This window comes from Cognatitamlana onchidii (genome assembly GCF_004804355.1).
In the GTDB taxonomy this organism is placed as follows: Bacteria; Bacteroidota; Bacteroidia; order Flavobacteriales; family Flavobacteriaceae; genus Cognatitamlana; species Cognatitamlana onchidii.
Genome location: NZ_SRWZ01000002.1, coordinates 43,660 through 57,023 on the forward strand (window position 1 = coordinate 43,660; position 13,364 = coordinate 57,023).

A 13,364-nucleotide genomic window follows, 5' to 3' on the forward strand; every position below is an offset into this window, starting at 1 on the left:
TTTAATCTTCCAGTTTTGCCGATAATTCGAACCAACGCTCTTCTTTTAGTTCTATAAGATCAATAATATCTTGCAGTTCATCAGACAACTCTTTAATAGTTTCTTGAGTTAAATCAGGATTGTTAAACTTGTCTTCCAGAGCTTTTTTGTCGTAAGCCAAAGACTTGAGTTTACTTTCAATATTTTTAAGTTCTTTTTCTTCGTTATAAGACAGTTTTGAGGCTGTATTTTGTTTCCAAGCGTTTTTTTCTTTTTTTGGCGTATCGTTGGTATTCGAAACAGCGGGTTGGCTATCTTCATAAACTCTAAAATCTGTATAACTGCCAGGGAAATCTTCAATCACACCATTACCTCTAAAAACAAAAAGGTGGTCAATAACTTTATCCATAAAATACCGATCATGCGATACCACAATAATGCAGCCTGGAAAATCTAAAAGAAAGCTTTCTAACACGTTAAGCGTCACAATATCCAGATCGTTGGTAGGTTCGTCCAGTATTAAAAAATTGGGGTTTTGAATTAAAACCGTACATAGGTACAGACGTTTACGTTCTCCGCCACTAAGTTTTTCAACATAATCGTATTGTTTTTTTCTGCTAAATAAGAAGCGTTCAAGAAGCTGTTGGGCACTTATTTGTCGTCCTTTTTTTAAAGGGATGTAATCGCCAAATGCTTTGATAACATCAATTACCTTTTGTTCTGGTTTTATGGTAATACCATGTTGAGTGTAGTATCCAAACTTAACGGTATCTCCCTTAATCACTTTACCAGCATCGGGTGCTAAGGATTGTGTAAGGAGGTTTAAAAAGGTGGTTTTTCCGGTTCCGTTTTTCCCAATTATACCCACACGTTCGCCTTTTTTAAAAGTATATTCAAATCCATTTAAAATGGTTTTGTCTTTAAAGGCTTTAGACACCTTATGGAACTCTAGTATCTTGCTTCCTAGTCGCTCCATATTAAGTTCGAGCTGAATCTCGTGTTCTGTGCGTCGTTGGTGTACTTTATGTTTAATTTCGAAAAAATCATCGATACGTGATTTTGATTTAGTGGTTCGTGCTTTGGGTTGCCGGCGCATCCACTCGAGTTCTTTTTTAAACAGCTGTTTGGTTTTGCCAGCCTCTGCAGCTTCTCGCTCTTTTCGTTCGGCACGTTTTTCCAGATAGTAGCTGTAATTGCCCTTGTAAGGATAAAGCTTTCCTTGATCGAGTTCGATAATCTCGTTACAAACACGTTCTAAAAAATACCGATCGTGTGTCACCATAAAAAGGGTCATGTTTTCTTTAGCAAAAAAGGCTTCCAGCCATTCAATCATTTCTAAATCTAGGTGGTTGGTGGGCTCATCTAGAATAAGTAAATCGGGTTTGTTAATAAGGGCGTTGGCTAAGGCAAGGCGTTTTTTTTGTCCGCCCGACAGGGTGCTTACTTTTTGACTTAAATTTTCAAGTTTTAACTTAAATAGAATTTGCTTGTACAGGGTTTCAAAATCCCAAGCTTGATGATGCTCCATGGCATCAAAGGCTTTTTGGTAAGTTTCAGTGTCCTCAGGGTTTAATAGCGCTTTTTCGTAATCTGTTATGACTTCTAAAATGGGGTTTTCACTAGCCAATATGGTTTCCTCAATACTTAAGGTTGTATCAAATTTAGGATCTTGAGAAAGAAAAGAAACTTTAATGTCTTTTCTGTAAATCACATGGCCAGAATCTGGGGTGTCCTCGGCAGAAAGGATATTTAATATCGAGGTTTTTCCAGTACCATTCTTAGCTACAAAGGCTATTTTTTGATCTTTATGTACGCTAAAGGAAAGATCTTCAAACAGTGTGAGTTCTCCGTAGGATTTTGATATATTTTCTACTGTTAAATAATTCAAAATGTAATATTTTTTGCAAATAACGGACAAAAAACCAAAAAGTCCGTCATTAGTTTCATGGTTCAAGGCTAAAACTTATATTTGTGAAAAATCAAACAGCCTTAAATGAAGCGCAAATTTCTGGTAGTAATTATCTTGATTAATGTGGTGTTGGTCTCTTGTATTCCAACCAAAAAGTTAACCTATATACAACCTACAGAAGCGGCCATTGACTCTTTAATGGTGATACAAGAAAAGCAAGCACCATATCGTATACAAGTACACGATATTTTAAATATAAGAGTTAAAGCCTTGGATCAAGAGAGTGTTCAAATTTTTAACCCAGTTGGGGAGGAAAATTTAAATGCCAATGGTGAGGAACGGGCTTATTTCGATGGGTTTTCGGTGGACATTCACGGAAACATTCGCATTCCTTTGTTAGGCAATGTGAATGTTTTGGGCTACACCACTGAGGAACTAGAAAAGCTTCTTGAAAAGAAGCTGTTAGATGAGCAGTTTAAGGAGGCAGCCAATATATTTGTTTCTGTAAAACTAACAGGCTTGTTGTATACGGTTACAGGGGAGGTTAATGCACCAGGTTCAGAAACGATATATCAAAATAGACTGAACATCTTTGAAGCCCTTGCTAATGCTGGTGATATTACCACAGTGGGGAATAGAGAGGATGTGATGATTATACGGCAGTATCCGGAAGGTCAAAAGGTACATCATTTAAATTTGCTTAAAGATGATGTTATGAAATCGCAGTATTACTATATTCAGCCTAATGATATTATCTATGTAAAGCCCTTAAAACAAAAGTCTTGGGGTGTGGGCTCTACGGGTAGAGAGACCTTACTTTTTGTGTTGTCTATGTTAACCTTTGTGTCCACGACAATTTTGTTAATTGATAGACTTTAAAGGGATGACTGAGTATAATTCAAAACATATGGAAGAAGAAGGCGCCAGTTTCGCGTTCGATTTTCAAGGCTTTTTCTTCAAAATTATAAGTTATTGGAAACTGTTTGCAATCTCGGTAGTGTTGGGGTTGCTCACGGCCTATTTTATTAATGTAAGAAAGCAGAATATTTACAAGTTAGGGTCCCTTATTTCTATTGAAAATGATAAAAGTCCCTTTTCTACAGCTACTACCAGTATCTCTTTTAATTGGGGAGGCGTTTCTGGTAAAGTAGGTCAGGTTATGACCAGCTTGAAGACCAGAACACACAATGAAAAGGTGGTAGATTCTTTAAAACTGTATTTGGACTATCTTGAAGAGGGTAAATACCAGAAAATAGATGTTTATAAAAAAGTCCCTTTCGTATTTAAGCCTAATTTAGACGCCCCACAATTGCTTAATCAGTTTATCGGCATCCGATTTGTGGATGAAATGAGTTTTGAGGTATTTACTGAATTTGAACAAAATCAAGGCAAGGGCCAGTTATATGCAACAAAAGAATTTGAAACTATTTTTAACCTACCTGTAGGGCCTTTTAGTAAAACATATAGGGTTGGAGAGTCTGTTGTACTCCCATTTTTAAATGGTGTTTTAGACTTAAATGGCTTCATTATAAAACCCAACGCTGAGTATTTTTTGAGGTTTAAGAGCTTTGATAAAGTGGTTAATAGCTTTCAAAATAGTATCAGGGTAGGCGCTTTTGAAAAATCTACATCCATTATTCAATTATCCCTTTTAGGTCATAATAAAAATAAAATAGTTGACTTTTTAAATACGACTTCAGCTATTTTAAGTCAAACCGATTTAGAGCGCAAGAATATTTATGCTACCAACACCATAAACTTTATTGACAGCACCTTGTCATCGGTAGATATGAATATCAGGAGTGTTAGTGAAAAAATGGACCGCTTCAGAAAAAAGAATGATATTGTTGATGTGGAAGGTGATATGGAAAAAGCATCACTTAATCTTCAGGTCTTAGAAACCCAACAAGAAGAGATTCGAGTAAAGCTAAATTATTTAAATTCTTTAGAAAATTACCTAAGAACAGAAACTGATTACTCAGGTATAGCGGCTCCAACTTCGGTAGGAATTGATGAGGTAAATATTGTAGCTAGTGTAGCCAGAATTATTGCCTTGTCAACGGAACGAAAAACAAGAGAATATACAATAAGAGAAGAATCCAGTATTTTTAGAAATATTGACCGTCAAATTGATGCGGAGAAAAATGTACTTTTAGCTACCATTAGTTCCACTCAAAACACCTTGAATGGGCAGCTTAAATCATTAAACAAAACCATAGGTGCTATTGAAAACAGATTGTCAAGTCTGCCTAATGACCAGCAAGAGTATTTAAAAATACAGCGCCAACTAAATGTAAGTCAAGCGGCTTATGATCAATATATCGCCAAGCGCAGTGAGGCTGCTATCGCTAGGGCAGCAAACATTTCTGATATTACTATAGTTGATGAAGCTAAAGATATTGGTGCAGGCTTAGTGGGCCCAGATACCTCCTTGAATTATATGATGGGGATTTTGGCAGGGCTATTTATACCCTTGGTAATACTCTTTATTGTATATGTTCTGGATAATACCATTCATGGCGTAGAAGAAGTGAAGCGCTTATCTAATATTCCTATTTTAGGAGTTGTGGGTAAAGACAAGCATAAAAACAACTTGGTGGTTTATGAAAAACCAAAATCAGCAGTAGCAGAATCGTTTAGAGCCATACGTTCCAGTTTACAATTTGTACTTAAAAATAATGAAGCTGCACATGCTGCCAAAACCATATTAATAACATCATCTATAAGTGGCGAAGGTAAAACCTTTTGTTCTATTAACATGTCTACTATCCATGCCTTATCAGGCAAGAAAACGATTTTAGTAGGTTTGGATTTAAGAAAACCCAAGATATTTGATGATTTCAATCTCACTAATAACAAGGGAGTGGTCAATTATTTGATTGAAGAACACAGTTTAGAAGAGATCACAAATACCACGGCTATCGAAAATTTAGACATCATCACAGCGGGACCTGTTCCGCCTAACCCCTCTGAATTATTGATTAGTGAACGCATGGATACCTTTATAGAGGTGCTTAAGTCAAAATATGATGTGATTATTTTAGATAGCCCACCTTTAGGAATAGTAACCGATGCTCAAGACTTAACTAAGTATGCCGATACCAATATATTTATGCTTAGAGTTAACTATACTAAAAAGGGGATGCTGCAGTTTATAAATGCTAAATATCAAGCTAAGGAAATTAAAAATTTAAGTTTTATTTTAAACTTTTACAAGCTTAGTAAGAGTAAAAATATGGGTTATGGCTATGGCTATGGCTACGGTTATGGCTATGGGGTTTATGGTTCTAGTTACCATGAGAGCCCTAAAAAGAAAGGTTTTATTCAGAAGTTAAAACAAAAAATGAAACGCAAGGCTTAATTATTACCCAATAAAACAAACCTATTTTACTTTGAAAAACGAGTGGTTATATACAATTTCGGCAAAAAAGAAATTAATAGATTTTAATTTTAAAGAAATATGGCAGTATCGAGATTTACTATTACTGTTTGTAAAACGTGATGTGATTACGGTTTATAAACAAACCGTTTTAGGGCCTTTATGGTATGTGATTCAGCCCTTATTTACTACCGTAATTTTTACCTTAGTATTTAACACGATTGCCAATATCGATACCGGTGGTATCCCGCCGTTTTTATTCAATTTGGCGGGTGTGGTATCTTGGAATTATTTTAAAGAGTGCCTAACTGGAACGGCAGATACCTTTAAGAAGAATCAGGCTGTTTTTGGTAAGGTCTATTTTCCAAGAGTCGTTATGCCCTTGTCTATTGTTTTATCTAATCTTATAAAATTTGGCATTCAATTAGCCATTTTTGTGGCATTCTATTTATATTTTGTTTTTCAGGGTAGCTCCGTAAGGCCCAATTTATACGCCCTGTTTTTTCCAGTTATTGTAATAGTTATGGCTTTATTAGGCTTAGGCTTAGGTATGATTATTTCTTCTATGGTAACAAAATATAGAGATTTATCGTTTTTGTTAAACTTTGGGGTACAATTACTCATGTATGTGTCTTTGGTTACGCTGCCTTATAGTTTGTTTGCCAATAATGGGTTTGCTTGGGCGGTAGATTATAACCCGATGGCCTATGTTATTGAGTTTTCACGTTTTGTGTTGCTGGGAGAGGGTACAACCTCTATGTTTGGTGTGGTTTATACCTTATGCTTTGCTGCTGGGGTGTTTTTATTAGGAGTTTTAGTTTTTAATAAGACCGAGAAGAGTTTTATTGATACGATTTAGTGGTGAGAAGTTAGAAGTGAAACGTGAGTTGTGAAATGTGAAAGGAGAAGTACAAAATTAAAAGTAAAGGTATAAAGAGAAGCTAAGGAATGAAAAAATAATAAAAAATATAAAGGTTTCTTGACAACATGGCTAAATATAAATTACTAACAAGCTGCTCACTATAAAAATAAGTTATGGATCATAAAGATTTAGAGGTTTGGAAAAAGAGCATGAATTTGGTGGAATCCGTTTACGCGTTTACTTCAAATTTTCCTTCTGAAGAACGTTATGGGTTGTTAAGTCAAATACGAAGAGCAGCGGTTTCAGTACCCTCAAATGTAGTTGAAGGAGCTGCACGAAAAGGAGATAAGGAATTGGTTCAGTTTTTAATGATAGCGCTAGGGTCATTGGCTGAACTAGAAACACAGTATCTATTATCATCAATAAGATTAAAGTTTGGGGTCGTAAATAAAGAATTAGAAGACTTTATGATAGCCGTGAAGAAACTGTTTTTAGGGTTTGGAAACTATATATTGAATAAGTGAATAGGGCGTAGTGAGAAGTGGAATGGTTGCCAGTGAGTGGTGAATAATGAAGTGTGAGTGGTAAATAGGAAAAAGTTAATAGTAGATGGTGAATTGTCTCGGCGAGTTTTATGTTTGTAGTATTAATTAAATTTGAAGTTTCAATCCATTATAAGGTTTGGAATTTAATACCGCGTTAAAAAAAATGAATTAAGAAGAAATGATTAGCTTATATAGAAAAAAATCAGAACAAAAAACAACCTTTAGGCTGTCTGCTTTACAGAGTGCTATGTCTTCTATGGGTAATTTAAGTGTCGTTTTGTTATCGATAAGTAAAACTATTCATCACTCAATAACATTTGTTCACTATTAATGAAAGATATCATTTTAAAAGTAGAAAATATATCTAAGCAATACCGTTTAGGAACTATTGGTACGGGTACTATAAGTCACGATTTAAATAGATGGTGGCATAGGATGAGAGGTAAAGAAGACCCCTATTTAAAGATTGGCGAGACTAACGATAGAGCCACTAAAGGGAAATCGCAGTATGCCTGGGCCTTAAAAGATATTAGTTTTGAGGTAGAACGTGGTGAGGTGCTAGGTATTATAGGTAAAAACGGCGCTGGTAAATCGACCTTATTAAAAATACTATCTAAAGTTACAGGACCTACCACCGGCGAAATAAAAACAAAAGGACGCATCGCTTCGCTACTGGAAGTAGGTACAGGGTTTCACCCAGAAATGACGGGGAAAGAAAATGTGTTTTTAAATGGCGCTATTCTGGGGATGACCAAAGCCGAAATTAACAGTAAATTATACGAAATAATAGAGTTTTCTGGATGCCAGCGTTACATAGATACACCGGTTAAACGCTATTCCTCTGGGATGAAAGTGCGTTTAGCCTTTGCGGTGGCGGCGTTTTTAGAGCCCGATATTTTGGTGGTCGATGAGGTTTTAGCGGTTGGTGATGCGGAGTTCCAGAAAAAAGCGATTGGTAAGATGCAGGATATTAGTAAAGGCGATGGCAGAACTGTTTTGTTTGTGAGTCATAATATGGCGGCTGTTAAAGACCTTTGTACAAGAGGTGTTGTTTTAGTTGATGGTAAAATTGATTTTCAAGGTAATGTTGATTCTTGTATAGATTTCTATTTGAAAAATGAAAAAGCCCAAAAAATATATAACAAAAAGGGGCATTGCAATAGTAATTATGTTGCACGAGTCTTTATTACTGATGATTTGGGGGATGAAGTGGAAAGAGCTATTCAAAGGAGCGAAAAAATTTACTTAAACTTTGAACTTTACATTAATGATGCTACAGATGTTTACTTCGGAAGCACTCTATTATCGAATTTAAACGACCCAATAATCTCTCTTCCATTCGATAATAAATTCATCAATACAGGGTTTGTTCATATAAAAATATTATTACCAACTAAGAACTTAAAGGGAGGAGAATATTTTGTTGAAGCAGCTTTATGGAATAAAGGAGAAGTGTTTGATAGAAAAGATGATTTTATTTCATTTGTGATAATTGGTGATACAGTCATAGAAAAGTCAGGTGAAAATATTAAAGGTTATTTGATAAGTGATGAGGTATGGAAAATAAAAAGTATTTAGTAGTTGGTGCAGGTTTTAGTGGTGCGGTTATTTCTAGAAAATTAGCCGAAAAGGGATTTAATGTTATTTGTATAGACAAAAGAAATCATATAGCAGGAAACTGTCATACAGAAAGACATAAATTGACAAATATAATGGTTCATAAATATGGCCCTCATATATTTAATACAAATAATAAAGATGTTTGGGATTTTGTAAATAGTTATGGGGAACTAATGCCTTATAAAAACAAGGTAATAGCAAATACGGAAAGGGGAGTGTTTTCTTTGCCTATGAACTTATTAACTATAAACCAGTTTTTCAAAGTTAAATTAAAACCGAATGAGGTTGAAGGGTTTTTAAAATCAAAAATAGTTGATATTAAGGAACCCAAAAATTTTGAAGAACAGGCACTAAGCATGCTAGGAAACGAATTGTATTACAATTTTTTTCATGGATATACAAAAAAACAGTGGGGATGTGACCCAAAGGAGCTGCCAGCTTCAATTTTAAAAAGGTTACCTGTTAGGTTTAATTATAATGATAATTATTATAATTCAAAATATCAAGGAATCCCAAAGGATGGTTACACTGCAATGGTTGGCAATATTCTAAATCATGATAATATTCAGCTTGAATTGGAGAAGGAATATACCAGAAGTATGAATCAAGATTTTGATCATGTTTTTTATACAGGCCCAATTGATGGGTATTTTGACAATAAATATGGTAGATTGGGGTATCGAACCGTTTATTTTAAAGAGGAGTCTTTTAAAGGAGACTATCAAGGAAATGCTGTAATTAATTACTGTGAGGAGAACGTTAAATATACAAGGGTTCATGAGCATAAGCATTTTGCTCCATGGGAAAACCATGATGACACCGTTGTTTTAAAAGAGTTTAGTAAGGAAACAGAACAAAATGATGACCCTTATTACCCAAAGAGGTTGCCAGCTGATTTGAAGCTTTTAAGGCTATATAAAAACGAAATTGATAATAGTAATTCTAATGTTTCATTTGTTGGTAGACTAGCAACTTATCGCTATTTAGATATGGATAAGGTTATAGAGGAAGCTCTGGAGTATGCTAACTATTTTATCGAGTGTATAGACTCTCAAAAGAGAGTTGATAAATTATTTTCAAAATAATAAGTTTTGGTAAAAGATAAAATACTTATAGTTCATGATTACCAATTAAAAGGTAATGAAGGAGGGCCTAGAGGGTATTATTATAAATGTCTTTTAGATAATTTACCTCCAAATGTGACTTCGGTTCAAGATGAAATAAGGAAGTTGGATAATATATCATTGTTAAAAAAAATTCATCTAAGATTTGATGCTTTAAATATTCGCAGATACAGGAATAAGTATTTGGCAAATAAATACATTAAAATTCCAAGATTTAAGTTTTTATATTTTCATGACATGTATAGTTATGCAGATGTAAAACATCTCATTAACAAAGAGCAAATTGTTATTTTTCAATGTCACTCGCCAGAATTACCCTCATCAGAGGAAGCAGCTCTAGGAGCAAAACAAAGGCATTTGGATTATATAAAGAATTTAGAGAACGAGATTTTTAGTAGAGCTAAAATTCTGGTTTTACCTAATAAAGAGTGTTTGCCTATTTATGACTCTGTAATTTCAGATAAGCACAGAATTCATTATTTGACTACTGGTATAAAGCCTATTCAATCTAAATTACAATACCCAATTCAGCAAGAAAATTATGTTAATATATTATATGTAGGCCGTAGAAATGAGATAAAGGGTTTTGATGTTTTATTAAATGGTTTTAAAAAAGCTGTTATGGAAAGAAAGGATATCCGCCTTTTTGTTATAGGAGGCGGAGAAACTATAATGTCTGAAAACATTTATGATTTAGGTTTTAGTAGTAACGTTTATTCATGGATAAAAAGTGTTGATTTTGTAATTAGTCCGAATAGGAAAAGTTATTTCGATTTAAATGTAATAGAAGCGATAGCTTTAGGGACTCCTGTTATAATGACGACTACTGAAGGACACTGTTATTTTGAAAATAGAAATGGGATAATTTCGTTTGAGTTAAACAATTTAAAGGAAGTTTTAACCAATGAAACATTAATAAATAAAGAATACAAAATAAAAAATCAAGCCAATTTGAAGAATTGGTATGCTATGGATTTATCAAATAAGGCTTATCAGGACGCGCTTAGCCTTGTTGCTAATAATATTATAAACTGTCAATATTGATCAAGAATATCAAAAAAAAGCCAAAGATTACCGTTTTAATACCCACTTATAATGTTGAAAAATATATTATGGAGTGTTTGGAAAGTGTATTAAATCAAACTTTTCAAGATTTTGATGTACTTGTTATTGATGATGCCTCAACTGACAATACAGTAAATCTCATAAGAGCTTTAGGAGATTCAAGAATCACCGTTTTTGTAAAAGAGAGAAATAAAGGCCTTGTAGATAGTTTGAATATTGGTTTTGAAATGTGTAAAAATAAATATATCGCTCGTGTAGATGGTGACGATATAAATGATTTAACACGGTTTGAGAAACAATTTAATTTTCTTGAATCTCATCCAGAAATATCGGCTTGTGGTTCTTGGTTGCAATCTTTTGGAGCAGGGAATAGACTTATAAAGCACAAGGAAACGCATGATGAAATTATGTGCGCTATGTTTAACTCTGCGCCTATAAATATTGGGGCAACCATGTTTAAGCGGGAGGCTTATCAAGATTATTCTTTTGATGATAGTATGTGGCATGCTGAAGATTACGATTTTTGGGCTCGTACAGGTTATAAAGAAAAGATGCATAATCTTCAAGAACCACTCTATTTTTATAGAATACATGATTCGCAAGTATGTAGTAAATACAAGCCTATTCAAGTTGAAAAGAAGAAAATTATTAAACTCAGATTATGGAAAAAATTAAATTATGACGAGAGAATATATTCTGATGAATTTATAATTAAAATGTTGATGACCAATGCTCGCTATGATTTATCTGATTTTCTAAAGTTTCAAACTTGGAGTAACCAGGTGTTGGTTAACAATATGGAATTAAACCTTTACAATCAAGATTACTTCAAAACACTTCTAAGAGATATAAAAGAAGATATACTTGAAAAAACATTTTTAAAGAATAGACGACGTATTTCAAAATATACAAGAGTTAAATTACTTTTTATCTTGTCACTTAAATGGAAAATTAAGGCAGTTAAAATGTTAATAGAAGCTAAATTGAAAAGGAACAATTAAATGGTAGTAGGAAATGGTTTGTTGGCTTCTGTTTTTGTAGAGTATCAAAATGTAAATGATACTGTTATATTTGCTTCTGGAGTTTCAAATTCAATAGAAACAAGAAGAGAAGCTTTTCAAAGAGAGTTGCTTTTATTGGAAGATACAGTTTTTAGTAACCCAGAAAAACAAATTATTTATTTTAGTACATGTAGTATTGCTGATCCAACGGTCAATGAAAGGCCGTACGTAAAGCATAAAGTTCAAATTGAAAAATTTATTGAGGAAAATTGTAATTCATATATAATATTTCGCGTCTCTAACGTGGTTGGATCTAGAGGGAATAAAAATACATTATTAAATTTTTTTGTTGATGCTATTCTCAATGAAAAGAGTTTGACAGTTTGGAAAAATGCTGAAAGGAATATTATAGATGTGGACGATTTATATGATGTTGTAGACAAAATATTAACATCCAAAAATATAAATAACACCATTGTTAATTTAGGAACCAGTGAAAGTATAAATGTTGTTGATATTATTTGTGCTATTGAAAATTACTTTTCTAAAAAGGCTTTAGCTACGTATATTAATAAAGGAAATAAATTGAAAATTAATATAGAAGAAATAAAACCTATCTTAGATAATATTGAACTTAGAAAAGGAACAGGCGAAGCATATCTCTATCAATTATTAGAAAAATATTATTAAACTATCATTTAATGAAACTTGCAATTTTAACGCCCTTACCTTACAAAAATTCTGAGACCTTCATAAAGAACCATATAGATAATTTACCATTTGAAAAAGTGGTAGTTCATGGAAAAGGTGTTCCAAGTGTTTGTGAAGGAAAGCCTCTATCCAAAAGCAAACAATTACTTATAAAATTGAAAGTTAAACTATTCAAGCAGAAGTTTTCATCTAAAGAATTATTTTTAATCTCTATTTTAAAAAGAGAAAAAGTAGATTTAGTGTTTGCTGAATTTTTAAATAAAGGAGCAAGTGTTGTTAATGTTTGTAGACATTTAAATATACCGTTGGCGACTATAGGTTTAGGTTATGAAATTTCTAAATATCAGGTTTTAAAGGAAAATGATAAAAATTACAAACAATTAGTTCAATTTGCTTCCAAGCTTTTTATCGTTTCCAGGCATATGAAAATAAATTTAATGAAATTTAATTGCTCCCAAGACAAGATTATTTATTCGCCTGCCGGACCAGTAAATACATTTTTTAACATTGAGCCTAATTTTTCCAAACCCCAATTATTGGCAATAGGGCGTTTTGTAGACAAAAAGGCTCCTCACTTAACCATATTAGCTTTTAAAAAAGTTTTGGAAAAATTTCCAACGGCAACATTAAAGTTTGCAGGAGATGGCGTATTGCTAAATGCATCTAAGGATCTGGCTAAACACCTGTCAATTGATAAAAATGTTGTTTTTTTGGGAAGGATAAGCACAGAAGAGCATATAAAGCTCTTAGAATCTTCCTATATGTTTATCCAGCACTCTAAAATTGCTGATGACGGAGACAGTGAAGGAACTCCGGTAGCTATTCTGGAAGCTTCCGCGGCCGGTTTACCTATTGTTTCAACAAAACATGCCGGGATTCCTGATGTGATTTTGGATGGAAAGACAGGTTGCTTGGTTGATGAAAATGATGTTGACGCTATGGCAGACAGAATTCTCTTTTTATTGTTAAATAAAGAAGAAGCCATAAACTTTGGTAAAGCAGGTAAAAAATTCGTTAAGTCTAACTTTTCAGAAGATAAGCATATTGATATTTTAACTGAACATTTAAGAAAATGCACTTTTTAAAAATAGTTATATCATCAAAGAGGTTTGAATTTCTGGTTTTGTATAGAGCCAATAAAGTTTTAAAGTATCATTTATCCTTAAAAA

The 13,364-nt window shown here is 33.3% G+C and carries 11 protein-coding genes; 10 read left to right on the top strand and 1 reads right to left on the bottom strand.

Annotated features, from left to right (window positions below; genetic code table 11):
- Position 1: 1 nt before the first annotated feature.
- Positions 2-1,867 carry an ABC-F family ATP-binding cassette domain-containing protein gene (locus tag E5D58_RS04020; protein ID WP_136480560.1) on the bottom strand — a complete coding sequence of 622 codons (1,866 nt, stop codon included), beginning with the start codon at positions 1,865-1,867 and terminating at the stop codon, positions 2-4.
- 105 nt (positions 1,868-1,972) lie between these two features.
- On the opposite strand from E5D58_RS04020, the gene E5D58_RS04025 reads away from it, so the two are divergent.
- From E5D58_RS04025 to E5D58_RS04070, 10 genes are all read left to right on the top strand, one after another.
- Entirely contained in the window at positions 1,973-2,767 is a 795-nt protein-coding gene (locus E5D58_RS04025) for a polysaccharide biosynthesis/export family protein (RefSeq protein ID WP_136480561.1), read from the top strand.
- Complete coding sequence (locus E5D58_RS04030) at positions 2,754-5,249, top strand: GumC family protein (protein WP_235835832.1); 2,496 nt, start codon at positions 2,754-2,756, stop codon at positions 5,247-5,249. The genes E5D58_RS04025 and E5D58_RS04030 overlap by 14 nt, the downstream gene beginning before the upstream one ends.
- Positions 5,250-5,280: 31 nt before the next feature.
- Entirely contained in the window at positions 5,281-6,126 is an 846-nt protein-coding gene (locus E5D58_RS04035; RefSeq protein ID WP_136480562.1) for an ABC transporter permease, read from the top strand.
- A 176-nt stretch (positions 6,127-6,302) separates the two neighbouring features.
- Positions 6,303-6,653: a four helix bundle protein gene (locus E5D58_RS04040; RefSeq protein ID WP_136480563.1), complete on the top strand. Its 351-nt coding sequence runs from the start codon at positions 6,303-6,305 to the stop codon at positions 6,651-6,653.
- Positions 6,654-7,004: 351 nt separating this feature from the next.
- The gene (locus E5D58_RS04045) at positions 7,005-8,252 is read left to right on the top strand and encodes an ABC transporter ATP-binding protein (RefSeq protein ID WP_136480564.1); all 1,248 of its coding nucleotides are present in this window, start codon (positions 7,005-7,007) and stop codon (positions 8,250-8,252) included.
- Positions 8,231-9,379: a UDP-galactopyranose mutase gene (gene glf, locus E5D58_RS04050; RefSeq protein WP_136480565.1), complete on the top strand. Its 1,149-nt coding sequence runs from the start codon at positions 8,231-8,233 to the stop codon at positions 9,377-9,379. Before E5D58_RS04045 ends, glf begins: the two co-directional genes overlap by 22 nt.
- A 6-nt stretch (positions 9,380-9,385) precedes the next feature.
- The gene (locus tag E5D58_RS04055) at positions 9,386-10,462 is read left to right on the top strand and encodes a glycosyltransferase (protein WP_136480566.1); all 1,077 of its coding nucleotides are present in this window, start codon (positions 9,386-9,388) and stop codon (positions 10,460-10,462) included.
- Positions 10,459-11,484: a glycosyltransferase family 2 protein gene (locus E5D58_RS04060; RefSeq protein WP_168796625.1), complete on the top strand. Its 1,026-nt coding sequence runs from the start codon at positions 10,459-10,461 to the stop codon at positions 11,482-11,484. The genes E5D58_RS04055 and E5D58_RS04060 overlap by 4 nt, the downstream gene beginning before the upstream one ends.
- Entirely contained in the window at positions 11,485-12,174 is a 690-nt protein-coding gene (locus E5D58_RS04065) for an NAD-dependent epimerase/dehydratase family protein (protein WP_136480568.1), read from the top strand.
- Positions 12,175-12,185: 11 nt separating this feature from the next.
- Entirely contained in the window at positions 12,186-13,280 is a 1,095-nt protein-coding gene (locus tag E5D58_RS04070) for a glycosyltransferase (protein WP_136480569.1), read from the top strand.
- The last annotated feature ends 84 nt before the right edge of the window (positions 13,281-13,364 follow it).

Coding starts and splice junctions, on each gene's coding strand:
- E5D58_RS04025 (WP_136480561.1), top strand. CDS start 1,973: ATGAAGCGCAAATTTCTGGTAGTAATTATCTTGATTAATGTGGTGTTG.
- glf (WP_136480565.1), top strand. CDS start 8,231: ATGGAAAATAAAAAGTATTTAGTAGTTGGTGCAGGTTTTAGTGGTGCG.
- E5D58_RS04040 (WP_136480563.1), top strand. CDS start 6,303: ATGGATCATAAAGATTTAGAGGTTTGGAAAAAGAGCATGAATTTGGTG.
- E5D58_RS04065 (WP_136480568.1), top strand. CDS start 11,485: ATGGTAGTAGGAAATGGTTTGTTGGCTTCTGTTTTTGTAGAGTATCAA.
- E5D58_RS04045 (WP_136480564.1), top strand. CDS start 7,005: ATGAAAGATATCATTTTAAAAGTAGAAAATATATCTAAGCAATACCGT.
- E5D58_RS04070 (WP_136480569.1), top strand. CDS start 12,186: ATGAAACTTGCAATTTTAACGCCCTTACCTTACAAAAATTCTGAGACC.